The 24,662-nt window shown below is 39.2% G+C and carries 18 protein-coding genes; 11 read left to right on the forward strand and 7 right to left on the reverse strand.

The window, feature by feature from the left end:
* The first annotated feature begins 4 nt into the window (after positions 1–4).
* Both lon and EHQ59_RS02385 read left to right on the forward strand, forming a co-directional pair.
* Positions 5–2,377, forward strand: a complete 2,373-nt coding sequence (gene lon / locus EHQ59_RS02380; RefSeq protein WP_135617530.1) for an endopeptidase La — start codon at positions 5–7, stop codon at positions 2,375–2,377.
* Positions 2,374–4,857 carry a transglycosylase domain-containing protein gene (locus EHQ59_RS02385; protein ID WP_135617531.1) on the forward strand — a complete coding sequence of 828 codons (2,484 nt, stop codon included), beginning with the start codon at positions 2,374–2,376 and terminating at the stop codon, positions 4,855–4,857. The genes lon and EHQ59_RS02385 overlap by 4 nt, the downstream gene beginning before the upstream one ends.
* Here EHQ59_RS02385 and EHQ59_RS02390 read toward each other — a convergent pair.
* A complete protein-coding gene (locus tag EHQ59_RS02390) occupies positions 4,814–6,238 on the reverse strand; it encodes an ABC transporter substrate-binding protein (protein WP_135617532.1) in 1,425 nt (474 codons plus the stop codon). The genes EHQ59_RS02385 and EHQ59_RS02390 overlap by 44 nt on opposite strands.
* 2 nt (positions 6,239–6,240) lie before the next feature.
* Here EHQ59_RS02390 and EHQ59_RS02395 point away from each other — a divergent pair, with 2 nt between their 5' ends.
* Positions 6,241–8,124 (forward strand): ABC transporter ATP-binding protein, encoded by a 1,884-nt coding sequence (locus EHQ59_RS02395; RefSeq protein WP_135617533.1) that lies wholly within the window; start codon positions 6,241–6,243, stop codon positions 8,122–8,124.
* On the opposite strand, the gene EHQ59_RS02400 is transcribed toward EHQ59_RS02395, so the two are convergent.
* Positions 8,121–8,531, reverse strand: coding sequence for a zinc ribbon domain-containing protein (locus tag EHQ59_RS02400; protein ID WP_135617534.1), 411 nt, complete (start codon positions 8,529–8,531; stop codon positions 8,121–8,123). The two genes, EHQ59_RS02395 and EHQ59_RS02400, sit on opposite strands and share 4 nt — an antisense overlap.
* A 71-nt stretch (positions 8,532–8,602) precedes the next feature.
* Between EHQ59_RS02400 and EHQ59_RS02405 the strand changes: the two genes are divergently transcribed.
* Positions 8,603–10,105, forward strand: a complete 1,503-nt coding sequence (locus EHQ59_RS02405; RefSeq protein ID WP_135617535.1) for a succinate CoA transferase — start codon at positions 8,603–8,605, stop codon at positions 10,103–10,105.
* Positions 10,102–11,355, forward strand: a complete 1,254-nt coding sequence (locus EHQ59_RS02410; protein ID WP_135617536.1) for an NAD(P)-binding protein — start codon at positions 10,102–10,104, stop codon at positions 11,353–11,355. Before EHQ59_RS02405 ends, EHQ59_RS02410 begins: the two co-directional genes overlap by 4 nt.
* Here the strand turns inward: EHQ59_RS02410 and EHQ59_RS02415 are convergent.
* On the reverse strand, positions 11,352–12,113 hold the full coding sequence (locus tag EHQ59_RS02415; RefSeq protein WP_135617537.1) for a class I SAM-dependent methyltransferase: 762 nt from the start codon (positions 12,111–12,113) through the stop codon (positions 11,352–11,354). The two genes, EHQ59_RS02410 and EHQ59_RS02415, sit on opposite strands and share 4 nt — an antisense overlap.
* 44 nt (positions 12,114–12,157) lie before the next feature.
* Here EHQ59_RS02415 and EHQ59_RS02420 point away from each other — a divergent pair, with 44 nt between their 5' ends.
* The 4 genes from EHQ59_RS02420 (at position 12,158) to EHQ59_RS02435 (ending at position 17,320) form a co-directional block, all read left to right on the forward strand.
* Positions 12,158–12,424, forward strand: a complete 267-nt coding sequence (locus tag EHQ59_RS02420; RefSeq protein ID WP_100716315.1) for a metal-sensitive transcriptional regulator — start codon at positions 12,158–12,160, stop codon at positions 12,422–12,424.
* A gap of 100 nt (positions 12,425–12,524) precedes the next feature.
* Positions 12,525–12,749, forward strand: coding sequence for a YgaP family membrane protein (locus tag EHQ59_RS02425; RefSeq protein ID WP_135617538.1), 225 nt, complete (start codon positions 12,525–12,527; stop codon positions 12,747–12,749).
* A gap of 4 nt (positions 12,750–12,753) precedes the next feature.
* Positions 12,754–14,166: a TolC family protein gene (locus tag EHQ59_RS02430; protein ID WP_135617539.1), complete on the forward strand. Its 1,413-nt coding sequence runs from the start codon at positions 12,754–12,756 to the stop codon at positions 14,164–14,166.
* Positions 14,144–17,320: an efflux RND transporter permease subunit gene (locus EHQ59_RS02435; RefSeq protein ID WP_135617540.1), complete on the forward strand. Its 3,177-nt coding sequence runs from the start codon at positions 14,144–14,146 to the stop codon at positions 17,318–17,320. Before EHQ59_RS02430 ends, EHQ59_RS02435 begins: the two co-directional genes overlap by 23 nt.
* Before the next feature lie 123 nt (positions 17,321–17,443).
* Here the strand turns inward: EHQ59_RS02435 and EHQ59_RS02440 are convergent, their stop codons facing one another.
* The 4 genes from EHQ59_RS02440 to EHQ59_RS02455 all read right to left on the reverse strand — a co-directional run bounded on the left by EHQ59_RS02440 (position 17,444) and on the right by EHQ59_RS02455 (position 22,565).
* The gene (locus EHQ59_RS02440) at positions 17,444–18,226 is read right to left on the reverse strand and encodes a hypothetical protein (protein WP_135617541.1); all 783 of its coding nucleotides are present in this window, start codon (positions 18,224–18,226) and stop codon (positions 17,444–17,446) included.
* Positions 18,227–18,384: 158 nt separating this feature from the next.
* Entirely contained in the window at positions 18,385–19,191 is an 807-nt protein-coding gene (locus tag EHQ59_RS02445) for a hypothetical protein (protein WP_135617542.1), read from the reverse strand.
* Between the two features lie 40 nt (positions 19,192–19,231).
* Positions 19,232–20,038, reverse strand: a complete 807-nt coding sequence (locus EHQ59_RS02450) for a hypothetical protein (protein ID WP_135617543.1) — start codon at positions 20,036–20,038, stop codon at positions 19,232–19,234.
* Between the two features lie 145 nt (positions 20,039–20,183).
* Positions 20,184–22,565 (reverse strand): HAMP domain-containing sensor histidine kinase, encoded by a 2,382-nt coding sequence (locus EHQ59_RS02455; protein ID WP_135617544.1) that lies wholly within the window; start codon positions 22,563–22,565, stop codon positions 20,184–20,186.
* Between the two features lie 157 nt (positions 22,566–22,722).
* Between EHQ59_RS02455 and EHQ59_RS02460 the strand changes: the two genes are divergently transcribed.
* Both EHQ59_RS02460 and EHQ59_RS02465 read left to right on the forward strand, forming a co-directional pair.
* Positions 22,723–23,388 carry a lytic transglycosylase domain-containing protein gene (locus EHQ59_RS02460; RefSeq protein ID WP_135617545.1) on the forward strand — a complete coding sequence of 222 codons (666 nt, stop codon included), beginning with the start codon at positions 22,723–22,725 and terminating at the stop codon, positions 23,386–23,388.
* A 70-nt stretch (positions 23,389–23,458) separates the two neighbouring features.
* Entirely contained in the window at positions 23,459–24,661 is a 1,203-nt protein-coding gene (locus EHQ59_RS02465; RefSeq protein ID WP_135617546.1) for a hypothetical protein, read from the forward strand.
* Position 24,662 lies beyond the last annotated feature (1 nt).

Consider the following 24,662-nt stretch of genomic DNA (forward strand, 5'->3'; position numbering starts at 1 on the left):
CGGATTGGAAACAAATGAATTTTGGGAAAACCCAACCAAATTGGCAAGACTAGAAGATACCTTACCCAAACAGATCTTTTTACTTCCGATCAAAGTAAGACCCGTTTTTCCTGGAATCATCACGCCTCTCATCGTACCACCAGGCAGGTTCATCCAGTCGATCGAAGAGTCTTCAAAAGGAGCGGGATTTTTAGGACTTATTTTGCTGAAGGAAGATGAATCAGAACTTCCATCGGAAGATAATATTTTCCAAATTGGAGTTGTTGCAAGGATCTTAAAAAAAATCAACTTACCAGACGGTGGGATGAATATTTTAGTAAATACCATCCAACGTTTCAAAATCAATTCGATTCATACCAAAGAACCAATGTTAATTGCCAATGTGAGTTACCCTGAAGAAGAATTGGGCACAAGCAAAAATAACATCAAAGCACTGATGCGAACCTTACTCATTTTGACAAAGGAACTCGCTCAAAACAATCCATTGTTCACGGAAGATATGAAATTAACGATGATGAATGTGAATGAACCAGCTAAGATGGCTGATTTTGTTTGTTCTATTCTCAATTTGGAAAAGGAAGAATACCAATCCGTCATAGAAGCCATTCATATCAATGATCGATTAGAAAAGGTTTTGTTATTTCTTAAAAAAGAAATTGAACTTGTGGTTTTGCAGAAAAAAATCCAAGAACAAATCAATGATAAAATTGATAACCAACAAAGGCAATTTTTCCTTCGAGAACAATTAAAAGCCATCCAACAAGAATTAGGTGTTGGGGAAGATAAAACCGAACAAAAATATGATAAACTACTCACTCGTTTAAAAGCCATTCCCGTTGCTGAAGAAATCATTGTGGAAGTGGAACGAGAGATAGATAAATTCAAAAACTCAGATCCCATCTCTAGTGATTACAATGTAATTCGAAATTATTTGGACTTAGTGGATAGTCTGCCTTGGGAAAAACCAGCTCCCAAAGATATCAACCTACTTCATGCCAAAAAAGTTTTAAACCGTGACCATCACAAACTAGAAGATGTCAAAGAACGAATCTTAGAGTTTTTAGCGGTTCATAAACTCAATCCTAAAAGTAAAGGTTCTATTCTTTGCCTTGTTGGCCCACCTGGAGTTGGAAAAACATCCATTGCTAAATCGATTGCTGAGGCACTTGGTCGTAAGTTTTTTCGGTTCTCTCTGGGTGGGGTAAGAGATGAAGCAGAGATCAAAGGCCATCGTCGCACTTATATTGGGGCGATGCCAGGAAAACTCATCAATGCACTGAAGATCACGAAAGAACGTGATACTGTGATTTTGTTAGATGAGATTGATAAGATGTCTCAAGGATACCAAGGAGACCCACAAGCGGCACTCCTTGAGGTTCTTGACCCAGAACAAAATTTCAATTTTAGAGATCATTACTTGGACTTGCCATTTGATTTATCAGATGTGCTTTTCATCGCGACTGCCAATACTTTTGAACCTATTCCAAGAGTCTTACTCGATCGGATGGAAGTGATCCAACTTTCCGGTTATATCACGGAAGAAAAAGTTCAAATCTTCCAAAAATACCTTTGGGATAAAATCTTTATCAAAAATGGTTTAAAACCAGATTCCTTCACAATGAAAAAGGAGACGGTCACCCATCTCATTAACTCCTATTCGAGAGAATCGGGATTACGTGGACTCGAAAAAACTTTTGATAAATTAGTTCGTAAACTCACCCTCAAACAAGTGTTAAAGGAAAAGTATTCCAAAGAAATTCGAGAAAAAGATCTGGTAGAATACTTAGGACCTCCACCGTTTGTGGATGATCGAATGACAATTCCAAAAGTTCCAGGAACTGCCCTCGGACTTGCTTGGACAAATGCGGGTGGATCAACACTACTCATCGAAGCGGTATTGATTCCTGGCAAAGGTGGTTTGACTCTTACAGGACAAATGGGTAAAATGATGGAAGAGTCAGCAAACATTGCTTTGTCGTTTGTGAAAAATTATTTGAATAACGATGCCTTGTTTGAGAAAAAAGCCATCCACTTACACGTGCCAGATGGAGCGACTCCAAAAGATGGCCCAAGTGCTGGAATCACCATGGCAACTGCCATTTTATCACTTGTGACAAACCGTGTAATCAATCCAGGTTTTGGTATGACAGGCGAACTGACTTTAACTGGAGAAGTATTAGCCATTGGGGGACTACGGGAAAAGATCGTAGCTGCAAAACGGGTAGGAGTCAAAAAAATTATCTTTCCAAAGGACAATGAAAAAGCATTCCAAGAAATCCCTGACTATGTAAAAAAAGGTGTTACCTTCTATCCAGTCACGCACTTTGAAGAAGTGGAGTCATTGGTTTTTCCTAAAACAAAGAGTAAGAAAAAATGAACTATAAAAACAATTCCTTATATTTGATTTTAGAAGTGTTGTATGGCCATTTAACGGACTTAATGCGGTTTTTGTGGAAAAAGAAAAACCAAGTAATCGCAATTGGAATCGTTGTGGGTGTGTTCCTTACTTTTTTCTTTTTGGGAGGTGCTTACGTAGTTTGGTCTGGCGAAGAAGCTCGTGTTCACAAATCCCTAGAAAAATATAGATCAGAAGTTTCCAATTTTTATGACAATTTCCAACCTAAATCTGTAAAAATCCTCGACCGAAGTGGGAAAGTGATGGGTGAGTTTTACCGTCGTAACTTTCGTCCCATTCGTACAGACAATTTAGGTAAACACAACGTGATTGTTTGGGCTGTTTTATCTTCGGAAGACAGAGAATTTTTTTCCCATTCTGGTTTGAATTATACGGCAATTTTACGTGCGGTTGTTACCAATCTTGTTCAGTTTCGATTGTCACAAGGTGGATCTACCATCTCACAACAGTTAGCAAAGTTGACTCTGAATCTTGGTAAAAGAAATTTATTCAATAAACTGACTGAATTGTATTGTACATTTTATATCGAAAGCCATTATTCCAAAGAAGAAATTTTGGCCATGTATTTAAACCAAATCTTTTTGGGAGAAGGAAATACTGGGGTAGAAGAAGCAGCTCGGTATTATTTTCGTAAACCTGCCTCGGAACTGAGCCCAGAAGAAGCAGCTTTAATCGTAGGCATCATTCCTGCACCCAGTGTCTACAATCCTGTTCGTAATTTGGGAATCGCTCTTTCTCGCCAAAAACGAGTGTTATATGATATGGCGCGAAATCCAGAATTACATCCTTCTCAAAAAGACATTCCTGTGAAATTTTCTGATTCGATTGAAGTGAATTTGAAGCGATTTCGAACCATTTATAAAATCAAAGAAACCAAAGATGATGAAGGAAATCTCAAATACTCAAGTGAAATTGGGAAATATGGAGCAGACAAAGATTTCCGTGTCAATTTGGCTCCTGATTTTAACTCAGAGATTCGAAGGTTTATTTTGGAAAAATTTTCGAATGAAGATTTAGAAGAACGAGGACTTCTTGTTTATACAACTCTCGATTTAGAAAAACAACGTTTTGCGGAAGAAGCACTCCGTATTGGCGTAGATTCAGTTCGGGCCGATCTCTCCAAACAAGAGTTAGAGTATCAGAGTAAAGGGAAAGCCGATTTAGCAGAAGTAACGAGAAGTATTTTGCCCCAACTCAGTGGATCAATGATCTCATTGGATCCTGAAACAGGGGATGTGGAAGCACTTGTGGGTGGATATAAAATTTCCAATGTATTTCGATTCAATCGAGCAGAGGAAGCGAGAAGACAACCTGGTTCCACAATCAAAGCGTTAGTGTATGCTCTCGCTTTTGAAAAACGCATTGTCAATCCATCCTCTAAAATCAAAGACGAAAAATTAGACTTCTCTGGTTATTCTCCCAAAAACTGGTACAAAGGTTATAAAGGGGATATCACTGTTCGGCAAGCTTTGGCCCAATCCGTGAATACCGTATCTGTGAAATTATTACATGAAGTAGGGATTTCATATTTCATTCAGAAATTAAGTGCCATCCTTTCGATTCCCGAAGAAGAAGCGGAACAACGATTCCAAAGGAATCTTTCCCTTGCCCTGGGATCTGGAGAACTAAGTCCTATGGAATTGTCTACAATTTATGCTACGCTCATGAATGGGGGAAGGCGAGTCACTCCGCGGAAAATCATTAAAATCACAGATATGGATGGAAACGAATTTTATAATACGGTTCCAAACGAAGCCGCCGAACAAATATTAGATCCAGTCGCATGTGCGATGGCAGTCAATACATTACAATCGGTCCTAACTGAAGAAGGAACGATGACCTTAAAAAGAAAAGAAGGGGAACCTTTTTTATATGCAGGGAAAACCGGAACAGTCCAGTCTCCCAAACTAAAATCTTCTAAATGGAAAGGAATCAAAGGAGTAAGGGATGTTTGGTTTGCGGGCCTTACGCCACGCAATGTAACGGTTGTTTGGGTGGGCCACGATGAAGGAGCGCCGTTCCCAGGATCTGGATCTGGTGTGTCTGGTGGTATCTGGTATAAATACATCCAAAACGTAAAATCAAAATTAGGAATGGGAAACCAACTCATCCCAAGTTTTGTCGGTGACTTTGTCAAAGTTGATGTGTGTGCAGATGATGGAACGATGATCGAATCAAGTCCTGAATATATTTGTAAAGTTCCTTTGTATGCCCAGTATTATTATATTGGTGATTTGCCACCAAAACGAAATGGATTTAATAAATCTGATCCGCAACCTAACATTGCCAATGTGCCAAATGCAGTTGATGAAGAAGACTCTGAGATTTCCACCTATGAAACTGATGGAACGAAGATGCAACCTACTGCGGTGGATTCTGTAGAATTGGAACCACCTCTTATAGATAATCGGCGAGTTCGGTATAACGAAGAAACTCCTTAGAGACTAAATAGTTTTCTTGGATGGACCATAGGAAAATCCAAGGTTTCTCTTCGGTGACAGTTTCAATCACTGTTTTGGCATCAGCAAGACTTCTATTGGGTTTGTTTAACAAACTGCCTACTGTTTCGTTTTGGTAAAAGGAACGATTCCCGCCATTTCCAGTTTTACTTGGATGAAAAAGAGGATCTACAAAATTCCAAACGGAATCATAATCAGAATACCAAGTGAGTAGTGTTAAATCACCTTTCCCTTCTCCATTTTCTTTATACAAAGGTGCTTTTTCCATGGGTTGGAGTTTTATTTTTAAACCAATCTCTTCTAATGCTTGTTTAATGGCTCTTCCTTTGGTTTGGTTTTCGTCATCTCCGCGCATACGAAAATTGATTTCTTGTGTTAGAATTTTGGGATAACATTTGGATTGTTTCAATTCAGAAATTGCCTTGTTCTTATCATAAGAAAGATTCATTGGTTTTAGATTGAGATTCAATCTTTCCAAATATGGAAGTGGGATGGGTCCATACGTTAAGTCCGCATGACTTTCCAAAAGTTTTTGAATGATTTGTTCTCTAGGAATACTGAAGTTCAAAGCATTCCGAAAAGGAAGATCAAAACAAGGATTGGTTTGATTGATGGTTACATATTGTACGGATCTACCTTTTTTTGTCAGAGTGAACTCGGAAGTGGCTTCGGGGATGGAAAGTAAAAAATCAGATAGTTTGAATGCATCCAATTCCGCTTTGCGATATAAAAAAAGAGAAGTGGTGGATTGTGGTAAAATGCGAAAACGAATCGATTTCGGAAGTGTTTTTGTTTCTTCTTTTTGATATACCAAATCTATGAATTCATTTTTTTTCCATTGAACGAGTTTATATTTCCCATAGGTCTTTAAACTGTTTTTTTCCCATTCTTCTTTTCCAATGATGGAAGCAAATGGTAAACTTAACTTTTCTTTCCATTCCCTTTCCTCTGTTCCTTTTCGGAATCGTAATTCTAATTCACTTGGGGAAAGGATTTGAACGGATAAAAGGAATTGGTAATCGGCCTTTCTCGGATAAGATTCCGATACCAACCTTGCTAAACTAAAATGGATATCTTGGATGGGTGGACTTGTTTTCTGTAAAACAAAACGCCAAATCTCCTCGGATGGGGAATGGGTGTGAGAAGTTTTGGTGACCCAAGGAGAAACAAAATCATCCTTTTCGGAAACGAATAGGCCTTGGTGTAGGAAACGGGCCAGTTTTTGGCTTGTGAGGTCTGTGCTAAATAAAGGATCCAAATGGGTAGGATCCGATGGCAAAGCAATTTGGATGGCAAACTCCTCTCGGTCTCTCCCACAAAAAGTGAGGGACAAGAGAAAGAAAACGAGGGATAAGGTTCTCATACGTGAAGATTTACCGCAAACTCTGGCCATATTTGGCAAAATACAAATACAGACTCAGTTTAGGAGTTTTTCTGTCTATATTTGTTTCCATTTTTAATGGAGCTTCGCTTACTTCTCTCATCCCCATTTTTGATTCTTTAGGCACGGGCGAAAATTACAAATTCCAAATTGCTCTTACCAAAAAAGACCAGTCTCTTTTAAACGAACACAAAAATCCAGATCGTTTGCAAGGGCTTGTGTATTGGGAATGGCAATTTGCCAATCTAAAGGATAAAACCAATGCAGAGTTGTCTGAGAAAAAACCAGATGATTTGGTTTATCTATTTTGCCTCATCATATTACCGATTTACTTTTTGAAATTACTTTGCCTTGCGGGAACAGTTTACTTTGTCAATTCAGCGGGATTACTTGCGGTGAAGGACCTAAGGCAAGCTCTCTACCGAAAACTCCAAGTGTTACCACTAAATGAATTTTATCGGGAAAAAACGGGAGTTCTCATGAGTCGTGTCATTAACGACGTCGACATTGTGGGAAAAGTTGTCTCAAACGATTTAAAAGACGCGATCAATGACTTTTTTTACATCATCACGCATTTGATCATCTTACTAGTGTTAAGCTGGAAATTGTTCTTTTTGCTTTTCATTGTGATTCCACTCATTGTTGGACCTGTTAGTACATTCGCAGACAGGATTCGTAGGACTACCAAAAACCAACAGGAACAGTTATCAGAGCTCAATGGTGATTTACAAGAAGTGATCTCAGGTATTCGTGTGATTCGTGCTTTTTCCATGGAAGACAAGGAAGCAGAACGATTTTTTAAAGTAAACCAAAACCTATCAGATAAAACATTCAAAACACATTTTTATCACCAAATAGGACCCGCCTTGACTGAGTTATCTGGTTCTGTTGTGACGATGGTTTTTTTAGGAATTGGTGCTTACTTATTGGAAGATGCAAGTTTTTCCAAAGGGATGTTCATTGCTTTTTTTCTAACACTTATCTTTCTGATGCGTCCTCTCAAACAAATGAGCATCTTGGTGAATTTGATCCAAGCCTCTGTGATTGCAAGTGATCGTGTATTTGAAATTTTAGGAAGAGATGTTGATATCAAAGAACCAACAAGTCCTAAATCGCTTGGAGATTTGCAAAAGGCTATTACTTATAAAGATGTGACTTACCTTTATCCCAATACTGATTTATATGCATTAAAAAACATCAACCTTACATTACCCAAAGGTGGAACCATTGCTATCGTTGGTTCTTCGGGAGCTGGTAAATCCACACTTGTGGATTTATTACCAAGGTTAATTGATCCCACAGAAGGTGGAATTTTTTGGGATGATGTAAATGCCAAAGACTTAAGTTTAGATAACCTTCGTAAACGCATTGGTGTAGTTTCCCAAAACATTTTTTTGTTTAATGGTTCGATCCGAGAAAACATCGCCTTTGGAAAACCAGAAGCAACGGAAGAAGAAATTAGGCGTGCCGCAGAAGATGCGTTCGCATCTGAATTCATCGAATCTTTTGAGGAAGGTTATGATACCATTGTGGGAGAAAGGGGTGTGATGTTGTCAGGTGGGCAAAGGCAAAGGATCTCCATTGCAAGAACCTTACTTGCCAATCCAGAAGTATTGATCTTAGATGAAGCAACTTCTGCCCTTGATACAGAATCAGAACGATTGATCCAACAAGCCTTTGTTCGTTTGTATGAAAACAAAACAGTCATCATCATTGCACACCGTTTATCAACTGTTAAAATTGCTGATACGATTTATTATTTAGAGAATGGTAAAATTGTAGAAAGTGGAAGTCACACGGAACTCCTACAAAATCCAAATTCCAAATACAAACGTTTATATGATATGCAATTCTCTGGATCCCATTAGGCCAAACGACTGGTCCCACAATTGGGACAGAATTTTGCATTAGGAACCGAAACAAAAGAACCACAATTCGCACAAGTCCAGTCCTTGTTGATGATCGGTTCTATGACTGTCAATTGTTCTTTTTGTTTCACAATAAGTTCGGATTCTACTGTTTCCAAGGCTTCAATGTAAGGAATGGATTGGGTTTGAAATTCCTCTTCTGTCAGTTTCCCCGAATCAAAATCAGATCGAATGTCTTTTAACGAATCCAAGAGATTACTCTTTTTCTCATAAATGGCTTTTAAGTGGGCATCTGTTTCCTTTCCAAAAGGAGACTCATCCACTTGGAAGCGATAATAGAACAAAACAAAAGGAGCAACAAGAATGATTCCAAATAATACCGAATAGAAATATAAGAGAAAATCCATACGTTCAGAATTTGGACTTTTTATTTTTAGGCAATCTCTTTATCTTTGGTCTAAGTAGAGAAATTGAATTTATGACAGTTACCAATACACTGATTGAAGAAAAGTTAAAAACAGCTGAAGAAATTGCCCAATTATTACCAAATCATGTGACCATGGGATGTTCCGGTTTTACACCTGCAGGTTACCCAAAACTCATTCCCACCGCTTTTGCAAAACGAATTGAAGAAGAGAAAAAATCGGGAAAAACGTTTTCGATCAATTTATATGCAGGAGCATCCACAGGCGAAGAGTTAGATGGTGTTCTTGCCAAAACGGGTGCTTTAAAATTAAGAATCCCATACCAATCCAACTCTCACCTTCGTAATTTGATCAACCAAGGGGAAACCGATTTTATTGATATGCATTTATCGCATGTGGTGAAATACATCGAACATGGAATTTTACCAAAAATTGATGTTGCCATCGTGGAAGCGATCGATGTCACAACTGATGGAAAAATTTATTTATCCACATCTTCTGGGATGAGTGCCACCTATTTACAAAATGCGGAATCCATCTATATTGAGTTAACCGATACTCATCCATTAGAACTCAAAACCTACCATGATATTTATCTACCAAATCACCATGAGAAAGGTGGACCCATCCCGATTGTCAATCCAAGTGATCGTATTGGAGAACCATATGTACAAGTTCCAAAAGAAAAAATCAAAGGAATTGTACGCTCAAACAAACCGGATGCGGCTACTGTCTTCAAAACTCCTGATGCAGATTGCCAAAATATAGCAGCTCATGTTTTAGAATTTATCCAACACGAAATTCAAAAAGGAAGGATTCCAAAACAATACCTTCCTTTCCAAAATGGAGTAGGAAATATTGCCAATGCAGTTCTTGCCAGTATGGCAAAGGATCCAAAATTTCATGCAATTCAAATGTATACAGAAGTCGTACAAGATTCTGTCTTCGATTTGATTGATGCAGATAAATTAGAAGTAGCATCCACTTCGGCTCTCACCTTTTCGGAGTTAGGTTTGAAGCGATTCCATGAGAATATATCCAATTGGAAATCTAAGTTTATCATTCGACCACAAGAGATTTCCAATCACCCTGAGGTGATTCGACGTATGGGTCTCATTGCTATGAACACAGCCATCGAAATTGATATTTATGGAAATGTGAATTCAACCCATGTGATGGGAACATCCATGATGAATGGCATTGGTGGGTCAGGTGACTTCACAAGGAATTCTCATCTCAGTATCTTTATGACTCCTTCGCTTGCCAAAGATGGCAATATTTCAGCAATCGTTCCTATGGTTTCTCATACTGACCATAACGAACATTCAACGATGATCTTTGTAACAGAAAATGGACTGGCAGACCTAAGAGGATGTCCGCCTAAAAAACGTGCGGAATTAATCATTGAAAAATGTGCTCATCCGATATACCGGGATAAACTTCGAGCTTATTATGAAAATGCACTTCGAGTCTCAAAAGGGAAACATACTCCTCATGATTTGGAAACAGCTTTGTCTTGGCATGTGCAATTCTTAAAAACAGGAAGTATGAAGTGATCGCAGTTGTTGGATCAGGGATTACCGGTTTAACGGCTGCTTGGGCTTTCAATAAATTTACGGATGTTTTTTTATACGAAAAACATCCCGAGATTGGAATGGTTGCCTTTGGAGCCAAACAAATGATACACGGGAAGGAAGTGGAATTTGATATACCCTTTCGCACGATCAAACGTGATTATTATCCTACTTTATTCCAAGTGTATGACAAGGCTTCGATCCAAACAAAAGTTGTGGATTATTCCTTTCGTGTGGATTCCAGTGATGAAGCCGTATTCGGTTTTTTTTCCAAAAACCTATTTGGTTTTCACATAGGGATCCCAACAGCAGATGTTTTTTTATCTGCGAAAGGAAGAACCATCTTTTCCGATTTGTTAAAGTTTTATGCCAATGCAAAATCAGATTGGCAAAACGAAAATCCAAGGATCACGATCTTAGATTTTTTAAAGAAATACCAATATTCTCATTCTTTTATTTATGAATTTTTATTACCTACATTTGCTTTGGTGAACACTTGTAAAACGGAGACTGTGGCGCAGTATCCTGCGGAAACCATTATCGGTTATCATTCGAGAGGATATTCATACACTCCACAAGAAACAGCAAAATTTGGAACACGTGATATTGTCACTCGAATGACAAAAGGAATAGATGAACTCCATTTAAATTCCAAAATCCAACAAATTTATAAAAAAGGTTCGAAGTCCATCATTCAATTTGAACAGGAAGAAAAAGAATTTGATCATGTGATCCTTTCTACCCAAGCCAATCAGGCGAAACATTTACTTGGAAAAGGGTTTGAAAAGGAAAAAGAAATTCTGGATGAATTTCGATATGAAGCAAGTGATGTGGTTTTACATACTGATTCCAGTTATTTTAAAAATCCCAATGTATCGCTCGTTTTTAATATCAGAGAAGGTTATGATAAACCAGAAGTCACATTGGACTTAGGAAGAATTATCCCTGAATTACAAGGGAAAACGGTTTACCAAACTTGGAACCCTCACAAATTACCGAGTGAACAAGATACTTTGAAATTGGCAAAATTCGAAAGACCAGTCATGGATGAACGAACGAGACTTGCCATTGAAAGGATTTCTTCCTTACATGCAAATCCAGATTGCAAACTTTGGCTATGTGGATCCTATTCCTTATATGGAATTCCTCTATTGGAAGCAGGTGCAAAGTCTGCATTACTAGTTGTTTCCAAAATTTTGAACCAATCCATTGATTCCATCATCCAAACTTAGATTGGTTTTTGGACTACATAGTAATGATAACTAAGGCCTAAAATTTTAGTAATCGTTTGTAATACTGTTCCAAAGACTTGTAGACTAAATTTCATCTGTGACTTGTTTTGAACAAATCCTTCGATTACTGGCTTTGTCCAATTTAATTTTTTTTCGATCAGAAATCCAATGGACTCTAATTCCAAAATGGTCTCCTCGGATTTTTTCACTTCGTTCGGTGGGATGTAAAAAAAAGACAAAAGCCCATTAAAACTTTTTTTTCGAGTATCGATTAAGTGAAACAGATTGAATACCAATTTCCCACCAGGTTTCAAAACTCGATAACATTCTTTATAAAACTCATTCATAGGAGTGAAATGGTAAGCAGCATCAACAGAAAAAACATAATCATACACATTCGATGTTAATGTGTTTATTTTTTCCCATCCTGCTTCTATAAAAGGACTTACTTCTAGATTATGTTCATGAAAGAGTTGTTTGGCGAAGTTTGATTGTTCCCCTGGTAAATTGATAGCAGATAGCCTAGAGGGATGATAGTGATCCTTCCAATAGAGAAGGCTTCCGCCAAGGCCAGATCCCACTTCCAAGATGGAAACATTTTGTTTGAGTCCGCATTGATTTGCAAATTCAGTTAAAAATTGGATTCCTGCTTCTTTGTAGTCGGTCACCCCTGTCCAAAAACCAAAATTGGAAACAAAATAGGGTGCTCTTTGCGAAAGGTCTGTGACGGGAGACTTAGAAAACGGGAAAGGTGTCATTTTTTTTACTTGAATTTCTCATATACCCTGCTGGGTATGTAGGTATGAGCCTTTCTGAAAACCAAACCAAACTCATCCACCGCATCAATCGTATCCAAGGGCAGTTGGAAGCGATCAAAAATACCATTGTGACGGAAGAACAGGACTGCGAAAAAGCGATCCTTCTTCTGAAGGCAGCCCACCAAGCCATGAAAAAGTTTGGAGAGGCCTATATACATGAATATATGGATACCTGTTTCAAAGAAAAGAAGTCCACACAAAACATCGAAACTGACGTAAAAAAAGCCATTTCTGCTGCTTTCTCTCTCTAATTCCATTTTTCTCCTACCAAAATCCGTTTAAAAATTCTTGCCATATATACCCGCAGGGGTATGTATGGTCTAAAAGCTATATACTATAGGGGGTATGGTAATGTTCTTGGCTTCAACAAAAACATGGTATTTGGAGCGATTGGTATTTCTCATCGCTGGAGTGTTTAGTTTAGTAGGAGTTTCTCTTGGGGTATATGTTTCCTCTTGGTGGTTCCTTTTGAACTTACTTGTTGGGATAAACTTGGTTGTGTTTTCAATCATTGGTTTTTGTCCCATGGCAATCCTTTTGAACAAACTTGGTGTAGAACCAAAGGTTAAGGACTAATCCAATGAAATATTTCACTAGCTTTCTGCTTCTCTTCGCGCCGATTTATCTTTCTGCTGAAGGAGTCGGATTTAATGAACTTTGGAAACGAATCGAAGAAAATTCATCAGCAAGAAAATCTAAATATTTGGAGTGGAAAGCTGGTGAAATTGCAAAAGATAGATCCGACAAACACTGGTTACCTAGAGTATATGCAGATCTTCGAACTTTCCAAACAAACGATCCAACTCTCAACTTTATGGGTAAACTAAGTCAAAGGAGTGCGACAGATGCAGATTTCTCTACGGCATCCACTCGGACTCGACCAGGAAATTTTTTAGATTCGAATAACCAACCTTATACGACATTGAATTCGGATACAATGAATCTTTTTGCAAAAGATACTTTAAACTATCCAGGTAGCCACCAATATTCTCGAGGAACGTTAGGTATGGATTTACCTTTATACGAAGGTGGATCTGGCAAAACCTTTGCAGCAATGAATGAAAAAAGAAGTACTGGTTTAAAATTTGAATGGTTAGCGATTCGAGATCGTGAATTTGCCCAAGCTGGTTTTTATTACAGAGCCATCCAGTCCTTGTATGAGTATCAAAAGAGACTCGAACAAATCAAAAAAATAGAAAGTCGTTTCCAATCCAATTACTCGTTAGGGAACAAAGGAAATCCTGTTGGTTATGCTGGATACCTTGCTTTAAAATCCATCAAAAACCAAATTTCGATTTTGGAAAAACAATCTGAGTTACAAATCAAAGATTATAAAGAAACCTTATATGTATTATCTGATTTACCATCTACAGATTTGGAAATAGTAGAGTCAGATCTAAATACTTTCTTAGATACCTATTTCAAACGACCAGTTGGTTATGAACGATCCAACCAAATGAATGCACAAATCAAATATGCAGAAGGTGAAAAACTGAAAGCTGACATGGAAATGGCTAAGTTTTTACCAAAACTGGGAGCGTATTCGGAAGCATATGGATACCAAGGAAGCAGGAATATTTCCAACGCCTACCAAGCCGGTGTGTATTTACAAATGAATCTTTATAATCCAAAAGATATGGGCGCGGTTGATGAAGCAAAATTAAACGCTGAATCCGCTCTGAAAAAAATTGAAGAAAAAACAAAAGAAGAAGAAGCACATGTGAAATCTTTAATTCAAAAAGAAACCACTCTTAAGGAAAGTTTGGAACTTATTAAAGAAACAGTAAAATTCCAAGAAGAACAAGTCTCAAACATGCAAAGATTATTCCAAAGTGGAGCAATCAATGCCATTCAATTTGCAGAGACATTAAATAAATCTTTAGAGTTATCACGTGTTCTAATGGAAACAGAAATTGGGATGTTACAAGTAAGAACCGAAGTATCAATATTTTCAAATAAGGAAGACAATTATGAATCCACTGGAAGAAATTAGAGCGGGTTTCGCAGGGCGACTTGCGGAAACATTTTTACATTCTAGGTTAACGCCCGTCATCGCAATTGCGAGTTTAGTGCTCGGTTTATTTGCAGTGTATTTAACTCCAAAAGAGGAAGAACCACAAATTTCGGTTCCGATGATTGATATCCAAATTCCTAGTCCTGGTTTTTCACCAGAAGAAACAGAACGTAAAGTGACAGAACCTGTCGAACGTGCAGTCTGGGGACTGGAAGGAGTGGAATACATTTATTCCACAAGTAAGTGGCATGGAAGTTATATCACTGTCCGATTTAAAGTGGGAGAACCGATTGAACCTTCTCTTGTGAAAATCCATCACAAACTGATGGAAGCAAAAACAAGTTTACCCAAAAATACTCTTAATCCCATTGTAAAGTCATACTCGATTGATGATGTTCCTTTCCTTGCTTTAAGTTTTAGTTCTGAATCATTAAATGATTATGAACTAAGACAAAAAGTGGCACCTTTAGCCCGTGAATTGTCTTCTACACCTGATTTAGCTAGTGTGCAAATGTTAGGTGGACTTAAGAAAACAGTAAGGGTAAAAATTGATCCAGAGTTACTCACAAGATACGGAGTCACTTCCATGGAGGTAGCAGAAAGTTTAAAACAAAATGATGCCCTCATACCTGCTGGTAAAAATTGGTCTTCAGAATCTGTTTTGGATACGGAAGTTGGTGGTGTATTAAAAAATATAGCCGATGTAAAACGTTTACCTGTTGCTCAACGCGGAGGAAGAGTGGTCCGCATCCAAGATCTTGCCCAAGTGGAAGAGGGGCCTGAGGAAAGAACCAGAAGCTCTTTATTATATGACAAATCCATCGGTGAGTCCAAACGAAATGCGGTTACCATTGTATTTGCCAAACGAAAGGGAACCAATGTAGTAAACCTCTCTAAGGACTTAATTGAAAGAGCAGAACTATTTCAAAAGGATTTACCAAAAGAAATTTCTTTAAGTGTAATACGAGACTACGGAAGTACTGCGGAAGACAAATCACATGAACTCATAGAACATTTATTAATTGCTACAATTTCTGTGACCATCCTCATTGCTTTATGGATGGGATGGAGGTCTGCCCTTGTGGTTGCCATTGCCATTCCTGTTACTTTGGCTTTAACACTTGCCATTTATTATTTCCTTGGTTATACACTGAACCGAGTGACACTCTTTGCATTGATTTTTTCCATTGGAATTCTGGTGGATGATGCCATTGTTGTGGTGGAAAACATTGAACGACATTTGGAAGAAAATCCAAAACTCGGTATCATTCGAGCGACTCTCATTGCAGTTTCGGAAGTTGGAAATCCAACTATCCTTGCAACATTTACCGTGATCGCTGCGATTTTACCGATGGCGTTTGTGCGAGGACTTATGGGTCCTTATATGAAACCGATCCCTGTTGGGGCAAGTCTTGCGATGATTTTATCACTCATTGTTGCCTTTGTGATCACTCCTTGGGCATCTGTCCGATTGTTAAAAGAAACACATACTCACTCTGAAAAGGAAGTGGGTCATAAAGTTTCCAAACTAGACCAACTTTACATTAAATTCACCAATTGGTTGTTAGGTACAAAGAAAAACGCAAGTCTCTTTGGTGCCATTACCATTGGACTGCTTGTGGTTTCCATGGCCTTCGTTGCTTTCAAATGGGTAAAAGTAAAAATGTTACCTTTTGATAACAAAGAAGAGTTCCAAGTTCTTGTCGATTACGAACCAAAAACAACTTTGAAAGAAAGTATGTCACAGTCGGAAGGATTGGCAAAGAAATTGTTACAAAATCCGAATGTAGAAAAAATCCAAATCTTTGGGGGAGAAGCGGCACCGTTTTCTTTTTCTGGAATGGTGAAACACTCGTTTCTTCGTAATTTGGATTCGATGAATGACTTACAAATCATTTTAAAGAATAAAAATGACAGGAAGGAATCAAGTCATGAAATCATAGAATCATTACGTGGGGAGATCAAATCCTTTGGAACGAATCACAATGCCGTGACCAAGGTATTAGAGATTCCACCAGGCCCACCGGTGATGGCAACTATGGTCGCTGAAATTTACGGACCTACAGTCTCGGAGAGAAAAAAAGTAGCGGAAGAGATTTACCAAATTTTCAAGGAAGAACCAAGTGTGGTTGATTTGGATACTTCCTTACGGAACGGAAGACCGAAGATGGTATATCCAATTGATTTTGAAAAATCAGGTCTTTACGGAATCAAAACATCGGCGCTTGCATACACGGGTTCCATTTTGTTTTCGGAATCACCACTTGTCAGTTTGGCGACAGCAAAAGAACCAGAGGAAGTATCGATTTATCTATCTGTGAAACAAAATGTTCGTAGTTCGAAGTCTCCATTCCAAAACCAAAATATCATGTCTATGGAATCGGGAGTCGTTTCCTCCGAACGAGTGTTAGGGAATCCTTACTTAGAAGAAGACCGCGCCCTCTTTCGTAAAAACTTAAAACCTGTCAATTATGTGATGAGTGAACTATCTGGAGAAGAGGAAGCACCTGTTTACGGAATGTTAAAACTGGCGCCTAAGATCCAGTATGAGACCCAAACAGCAGATGTACCTTGGAATACAACAAAACCTGTTATCAAATGGGATGGAGAATGGTTCATTACATATGAAGTGTTCAGGGACTTAGGGGGAGCCTTCGCTGTGGTAATCCTACTCATCTATGTTTTGGTTTTAGGATGGTTTAAAAGTTACACAGTTCCTCTCATCATCATGGTACCGATTCCAATTTCACTCATTGGAATTTTGCCTGGCCACTGGGTGATGGGTGCTTATTTTACTGCAACATCCATGATTGGATTCATTGCCGGAGCAGGGATCATTGTTCGTAACTCCATCATCCTTGTTGACTTCATCGAAGGAGAGATTAAAAAAGGTGTTCCATTAAAAGATGCTGTGGTGCATGCAGGAGTAGTTCGGTTTCGACCCATGTTACTCACAGCTTCTGCAGTTGTCGTGGGTTCCTTTGTGATGTTATTTGATCCCATCTTCCAAGGTCTTGCCATCTCACTCATGTTTGGTGAAATAGCCGCAACAGTATTAAGCAGATTTGCAGTACCAGTGCTCTATTATTGGTTCATCGGAAAATCAAGACAAGGTGTGATCAAACATGCATAAAAAATGAAGATCTAAACTAAAAATGATCTTCTTTTGATACAAAAAAAGCTGAAGGTTTCCCTTCAGCTTCTCAATCGAAACACAAGGCTAGGAGTCCTAGCTTTGTGTTCTTAAAACCTAAATTTATCTTGTTCCTTCGTTTTTGATCTCACTATGATTCTTATACAAACCTGTTGCAGTAAGAGATGGAGCTCTTACGTGTCCAGTGTATTGTGTATAAGTAGTGCTACCACTTACGATGGAAGATTGGCATTTGCTAAGTCCGCCTGCACGGTTATATCCACAAGATGAATGGTATGCAACTGCATAGTCATCTTCACCTGGAAGTATGGCAGAAGGTCCAAAAGCACCTTTGTAACCAGGTACATGGTGAATTTGAATTCCAGCCGTATTGTTGTGGTTAAACGCTCCGCGTGCTGTGGAAACGATGAGAGACTTGTCCATCGCATTGCCACCAAATCCGAATGTTGCACCATTCAGAGCAGAAGCTAGTTCCGATCCACCAGAAGCCGCTGCAAGTGCAGTTACTTTTGTAAGATTGAAACCTTTTGAGGACGCAGTGGATCCCAAATTTGCCAACCAAAACTCAATCGCGTAACATCCCGCAGAGTGACATACGATTTTGCAAGAGTTAGATCCTTTGCAATAGTTCGTAAGTCCAGTGGAAATGTTTGTTTGAGCACGAGACGATCCGTATGTTCTTGGGTCAGAAGTTCCATCGTAACCGATGAAAATTTTCGATCCAGAAACGGTATTCGCAGAGGTTCCCCAATACGAATTCACGTCTGTTGTGCCCACGCCATTGTGGTTTTTGTCTGATTTTCCGTGGATGAACACGGTGTAGGTTTGTGCACTTAGTGATCCTGCAAGTAGGAACGCTAGTACTGTTGTGATGGTGCTCCGCATAGTTTTTCCCTTTCCTGATTTTCTATCTTTTAGCACAAATTCCACAAATAAGTCAAATGTGTCAATTCGTATTATATTAGGGCAAAAAAAAAGACCAGCCGGAGTGGCTGGCCTTTTTCGAATCCCCCCGAAGGGAGAGTATCGAAAGGATCCCGATTCTATCGGTATCCTTCTGTTTTGATTTGTCCGTGGTCGAGGTAAAGTCCAGTCGCAGTTACAGATGGTGCTCTGTAGTGACCGCTGTATTGAGTGTAAGTCACGTTGGAATTAAAAGGCCAGATTCCTTCACTTTGTGTGAGGGAAGATTGGCATTTGTTTAAACCACCTGCTTTGTTGTATCCACAAGAAGAGTGGTACGCAACCGCATAGTCATCTTCCCCAGGAAGGATGGCAGATGCTCCAAACATACCTTTGTATCCAGGCACGTGGTTCACAGCGACACCTGCAGTGTTGTTATGGTTGAAGGCACCACGAGCAGTACCTACGATAAGAGATTTGTCCATTGCGTTTCCAGCAAAACCAAATGTGATTCCATTCAGAGCAGATGCAAGTTCAGATCCACCAGAAGCCGCTGCGAGTGCAGTTACTTTTGTTAGGTTAAATCCTTTCGCAGATGCAGTAGATCCAAGGTTAGACAACCAATACTCGATCGCATAACAGCCAGCGGAGTGGCATACAATTTTGCAAGAGTTGGCACCTTTACAGTAGTTAGTAAGTCCAGTGGAAATGTTCGATTGTGCACGGGACGATCCGTATGTTCTTGGGTCAGTGGTTCCATCGTAACCGATGAAAATTTTAGACCCAGAAACTTTACTAGTGGAAGAACCCCAGTATCCGTTTACGTCTGTTGTTCCCACACCATTGTGGTTTTTGTCCGACTTACCGTGAATGAACACGGTATAGGTTTGTGCACTAAGCGATCCTGCTACTAGGAACGCAAGTATTGTTGTGATTGAGCTACGCATCTCTTTATTTCCTTTTCCTTTCTTTCAATGAATCCTAAATTTATCTCCAACCTTCCGTTTTGATCTGACCGTGGTCTAGATACAATCCTGTGGAAGAAACAGATGGTGCACGGTAGTGTCCACTGTATTGTGTGTATGTTCTGTTAGAGCCGAATGGCCATAAACCTTCGTATTGTGTGAGAGATCCTTGGCATTTGTTTAATCCCCCTGCACGGTTGTAAGCACAAGAAGAGTGATAAGCAACCGCATAGTCATCTTCTCCAGGAAGGATAGCAGATGCTCCAAACATACCTTTGTAACCAGGTACGTGATTCACTGCCACACCACCCGTATTATTGTGGTTAAATGCCCCGCGAGCAGTGGTTACGATGAGAGATTTGTCCATTGCGTTTCCACCGAAACCAAACGTAATTCCGTTGAGTGCGTTCGCAAGTTCCGATCCACCAGAAGCCGCTGCGAGTGCCGTTACTTTTGTGATGTTAAAACCTTTCGCAGAAGCAGTAGAGCCAAGGTTTGATAACCAATACTCGATCGCGTAACATCCCGCCGAGTGGCATACGATTTTGCAAGAGTTGGCACCTTTACAGTAGTTGGTAAGACCAGTGGAAATATTCGATTGTGCGCGGGACGATCCGTACGTTCTTGGGTCAGTGGTTCCATCGTAACCGATGAAAATTCGTTTTCCACTGACAGAATTCACAGAAGAACCCCAATATCCGTTCACATCCGTTGTGCCGATGCCATTATGATTTTTGCCCGATTTGCCATGAATGAAGACAGTGTAGGTTTGGGCGCTGAGTGACCCTGCTAAAATGAGAGTTGTGATCGCTGTGAGTAGAGTTCGCATTTAAATTTCCTATTTCCTAATGGTGTTTCCTTTGTTGTATAAGTTTGGCAAAAGTTTGACAAGAAATTTTTTGCCAACTTTCGACAGAAAATTAACATATTTTTGCCATTGTCATTCGTTTCATGACAAAATTGTCCGAGATATCCTAGGAATTTGCTAGGGGTAGGGTGATGGTGAAGAGGGTTTTGCCTGGATGGCTTTCCACTTGGATGGATCCTTTGTGGTTTTCGATGATTTTTTGGACGATGGAGAGACCCAGTCCCGTGCCCATTCCCAGTTCTTTCGTGGTAAAAAATGGCTCAAAGATCCGAGGGAGAATCTCTTGTGGGATTCCTTTCCCATTATCTTCAATCTGGATGACGGCATTTTCTCCTGCTGGGCGAAGAGAGATTTGGATTCGGCCATTTTCATTCGGGCAAGCTTGGAAGGAATTGTAAATCAAATTGGTCCAAACTTGGATGAGTTCGTCTGCATGGCCAAACACCATTGGATCCCCTTCATGCACCCAATCAATTTCCACATGAGGTTTCCAACTTTTGGAATACATACTGAGAACTGATTCCATTCCTTCTCTCAGGGAGAGTACCTTTTGGTTTTCTTTGGGACCCGAGTAGGAATGGTGTTTTAAGGCAAATACGATTTTGGAAGCCCGTTCCACTGCCGTTTCAATGATCCCCAAATGGAACCGAACCACGTGTTCATTCAAACGAGTTTGGAAGGCTTCGATTCCTTCTTCGGAATCAAAAAGATGTAAGTAGTCTTTCGGGATGGTTTCGATGTGAAAATCAAAACAAGTGTCAGCTAAAGAGACAGGGTCTTGGATATGTTTGGAGCGAAAGAATTGAGTTAACTCGCGTTTGCGTTTGAAACGTGAGGTGACTTCCGAACGTTTTTTGTTTTTAAACTCTGCAATCAGTAAATCAGATTGGACTTCGAGTGGAGTCAGTTCTTGTTTGTCTTCGGAAAATTGGCTGTCTTTTATGAATTGAATGCTTCCTTTGATGGCAGCAAGAGGGTTATTGATTTCGTGAGCAACACTTGCTGCAATTTTACCAAGAGTTGACATTCTTTCGGCATGTAATAATTGTTCTTGGGTATCACTTAGTTCTAAGATCGTATTGTTTAATGAAACAGTTCGTTCTTCGATTTTTTGTTCGAGTTGAAACCTTGCTTCTCTTACGATCGAAATCATATCATTAAAACTTTTAGAGAGTTCACCAATTTCATCTTTACTGGATATTTCTACCGAAACAAATAAATCTCCTGATTGCATTCTTCGAATCCCAGAAAGTAATCTAGTGAGAGGATACACGATACTTGTTTTGTGAAGCACAGGATACAACATGAAGATCGTGAAAATGGAAAAAAGCAGTGTGATGATGAGCCAGACGACTGTTTGGTGGACTTTGTTTCGATACTCCAAATAAGGGATCGCTAATAAAAAATGATGGTTTTTTGCATAAAAATCAGATGTCCAATAGATGCCATTGGGTTTGTCAGAAAACGTTTCTACTTTGAATTCTTCATACGAAGGAATCCGTTTTGTAAGGGATTGGATTTCATTTGTCGGAAAATTGATTTTATTGATTCGAAAGTTTTTTTCCTGCATATCAACGACTAAATCCGTGAGATACACAAATGGATAAACATTCCCTAGTTCCAATTGGGTTTTGATATTATGTTTTTCCCGGCTCATCTCGTTTTGGATATCAATTCGAAATCGATTGAATAAAAAATTCGCCACGATGGATAAAATCAAATAGAGTATCGTTAAATTGAAAGTCATGATTTTGAATCCTACGGAAGAAGGAACTGTCTCTTGGTTTAAAGAAACAAGTACGAGGATTGTCATGATGATGATGGTTAGGTTTGTTAAAATGAAAAGATAAGTTGGTTTACTTACATAATTCATATCCACAAGGATATCGGCAAATGCTAAAGTTAGAATTCCAAAGATGGCGATGATAAAACCACCAGTTGCTTTTTTTTGAATTCCACTAAATCGATTGTACTTCGCAAAAAGGGCAGCAAGTGTATTGATCAATATACAACACAAAGCAATGGCGATGGATAAGATCGACAAACGAATCCAAAGATCGGGAGAGGATTGTTCGGGAACATAAAATTCCATTTTAGGATCAAAAAGAATCTTTCTCTTAAAAAATCCGAGTCCATTGATCACTCCTGCGAGTATGGCAATGCCCGTTTGGATTCGAAAACTCCAAACCCTCCAAGTTGGAAATAAGTCTTTTTGGAACCTGAATGCTAATTCGGAAGTGGAGACACCGAGTACTAAAATGGCGGGGTTCTTTAAAAAAACAAAAACATACCCTGTGAGGGGGGTTAAAAACGAATTACAAAGCGACCAAGCGACTGACCAAAAAAATAAACTGAAAAGAGGGATGAGAAGCCCTCGAAAGCTAGTGGTCAGTTCCTCTTTCCGAGATCGAAAGTAGATGTACGCGATCCCACTCACCAAGCTGAGGCCAAAGTAAAAGAAACTGTATAGGTTGAGTGAAGGAACCAAGCCATTCCACGTATGCCTAAAAACAAAGTTTCGGCAAGCATTTCCCATTTGTCTCGAAGTTTCGTTGTGCAACGCACAAATTTCTCCTTGCCAGGAGAAGTTGGTCTCAGAAACTGGCCTTATTGTGCAATGCACAATAAGGAGGCAATCAGTCACCATGCGAAAATCTAGATTTTTCCCTAAAACCCTTTTCCCTTTTCTTTTGCTTTCTGTCTTTTTTTTGGAATCCTATGGAAAATTAATTCCTAGTGGAAACCAGGTCGGAAATGAAACTGCGAAATCAAAACTGGAGTTTCTGATCGCTAAAAAAAGACCAGGGCTCTCTACAAAAGAGAGAATCCATTTGGTTCAGGCCATCGAAAGGGCTTCGTATTTCATTCGATTTCCCAAAAGGACTGGGCTTACTTACCAAGTTCCCGTGGACCGTTTGGGATTTTTAGTTGGTCTGATCCAAACAGAATCACAGTTCCATACGCGAGCAAAATCCCATAAAGGAGCACTTGGACTCATGCAAGTGATGCCTGAAACGGCCAAGTGGCTTGCGAAAAAAGAAGGAATTTCATATTCTTCTGCCAATGATTTGTATGAACCAGAAACGAATCTTTTACTTGGTGTTCTTTATTTGAATTATCTTTTGGAACGCACCGATTCACTCGAAGCAACATTGTTAGCTTATAATGCAGGACTTGGTGGTTATAAACGATTTGGCGGTGTTCCCACTTATTCACGAACAGTATACAAATACTACGAAGAGTGGAAACAAATGCCAATTCCTCAAGAGATTCCAATTTCTGAATCACTAGCCAGTCTCATTTCCATTTAAATTTTACTTTACATCGTTTCAAAACCGAAAAGGCTCTTAACCGTTTTACAACAGAAAAGGAAGGGAGCGTATGGATTTATTTCGTAGATACGGATTGTATCTAACTATTGTTATACTGGTGTTGGTAGGTTTTATTTTTTATTTTTCTTCAGATGGATTTGGTACAGACCAAGAATCTAAAGAAAAAAAAAGACAAGAAAGAATGGCCAGTAGTTCGGATCCAACGCAAGGATATGAATCAGGTGGAGAGAATGGTGGTGGTAGTGAAGGGATCCCTGATGACGGGGCAACACCAGAATTCATTTTAGAAAAGTATATGGAATGGGCGGAATACCCTCCGTTTTCAAGACCAATGTCCATTCTCAATCATGATTTAGCATTTCCATTTATCATCGAAACCTCTCCAGATTATACGATTGATGCAAAAACGAACGAACCTACAGGATATGTATGTTTGTTCCAACCAAAAACTTGGGCCGTCATTGGGAACAAAGACATGATGTACGTTACATTAGAATGTCGTGATAAAGCAAGAAACCGAGTGAAGGTATCCATCGACTCTCACCAAGTGTTTAAAGAATGGGAAGGACAACGATACGGTGTTGTCAGTGCTTCTGTGAATGATAACGGAAGTGATGGTGACCAAACAAGAGGTGATAATATTCATACCTTTTCTTGGAAACCTCAAAAAGCAGATTGGGGGCAAATGTCACTTGTGGCAGAGATCACATATGGTCCTGAAAATTTAAAAACAACATTAACCTCTAGCTTTTTTTCAAGTCCTTCTATCCCAGCTGAGTTCAATGGAGTATTTACTGATTCACTTCAAGATGGTTCTCTCATTGTAAGAGCCGTTGTGAATGTTTACAAAAAAGGAAAATACCACTTGGAAGCCAACTTAAAAGACGAAAAAAATGGAGAATACATCGCCTACGCTGTGTATGACGGTGATTTAGTGTCTGGTTCCAACGAAGTAGAATTTACATTTTATGGCAAAATTCTACGTGATAAAGATTTGGATGGTCCCTACATTGCGACTTCCTTTCGAGGTCATCGTGTGAATTTACCGATTGATCCTGAGTGGTTTAACCAAGGTGCAGAAGGACTTCGAAAAATCCAAGCGGCCAAAACCACAGAACCAGATCGAGAACTTGTGTTACCTTACAAAGAAGAATACAAAACCAAGTATTACAAAGTAGAATCCTTCTCCAATGCGGCTTGGGACTCTGCGGATAAACAAAACCGAATTCGTCAAATCAAAGCATTACAATAAC

The organism is Leptospira kemamanensis, from assembly GCF_004769665.1.
GTDB classification, from domain to species: Bacteria; Spirochaetota; Leptospiria; order Leptospirales; family Leptospiraceae; genus Leptospira_A; species Leptospira_A kemamanensis.

What these genes read in the sequence shown, in the direction of transcription:
- EHQ59_RS02465 (WP_135617546.1), top strand. Translation starts at nt 23,459, where the DNA reads ATGGATTTATTTCGTAGATACGGATTGTATCTAACTATTGTTATACTG.
- EHQ59_RS02385 (WP_135617531.1), top strand. Translation starts at nt 2,374, where the DNA reads ATGAACTATAAAAACAATTCCTTATATTTGATTTTAGAAGTGTTGTAT.
- EHQ59_RS02400 (WP_135617534.1), bottom strand. Translation starts at nt 8,531, where the DNA reads ATGGATTTTCTCTTATATTTCTATTCGGTATTATTTGGAATCATTCTT.
- EHQ59_RS02420 (WP_100716315.1), top strand. Translation starts at nt 12,158, where the DNA reads ATGAGCCTTTCTGAAAACCAAACCAAACTCATCCACCGCATCAATCGT.
- EHQ59_RS02415 (WP_135617537.1), bottom strand. Translation starts at nt 12,113, where the DNA reads ATGACACCTTTCCCGTTTTCTAAGTCTCCCGTCACAGACCTTTCGCAA.
- EHQ59_RS02405 (WP_135617535.1), top strand. Translation starts at nt 8,603, where the DNA reads ATGACAGTTACCAATACACTGATTGAAGAAAAGTTAAAAACAGCTGAA.
- EHQ59_RS02430 (WP_135617539.1), top strand. Translation starts at nt 12,754, where the DNA reads ATGAAATATTTCACTAGCTTTCTGCTTCTCTTCGCGCCGATTTATCTT.
- EHQ59_RS02440 (WP_135617541.1), bottom strand. Translation starts at nt 18,226, where the DNA reads ATGCGGAGCACCATCACAACAGTACTAGCGTTCCTACTTGCAGGATCA.
- EHQ59_RS02435 (WP_135617540.1), top strand. Translation starts at nt 14,144, where the DNA reads ATGAATCCACTGGAAGAAATTAGAGCGGGTTTCGCAGGGCGACTTGCG.
- EHQ59_RS02460 (WP_135617545.1), top strand. Translation starts at nt 22,723, where the DNA reads ATGCGAAAATCTAGATTTTTCCCTAAAACCCTTTTCCCTTTTCTTTTG.
- EHQ59_RS02390 (WP_135617532.1), bottom strand. Translation starts at nt 6,238, where the DNA reads ATGAGAACCTTATCCCTCGTTTTCTTTCTCTTGTCCCTCACTTTTTGT.
- EHQ59_RS02450 (WP_135617543.1), bottom strand. Translation starts at nt 20,038, where the DNA reads ATGCGAACTCTACTCACAGCGATCACAACTCTCATTTTAGCAGGGTCA.
- EHQ59_RS02425 (WP_135617538.1), top strand. Translation starts at nt 12,525, where the DNA reads ATGTTCTTGGCTTCAACAAAAACATGGTATTTGGAGCGATTGGTATTT.
- EHQ59_RS02445 (WP_135617542.1), bottom strand. Translation starts at nt 19,191, where the DNA reads ATGCGTAGCTCAATCACAACAATACTTGCGTTCCTAGTAGCAGGATCG.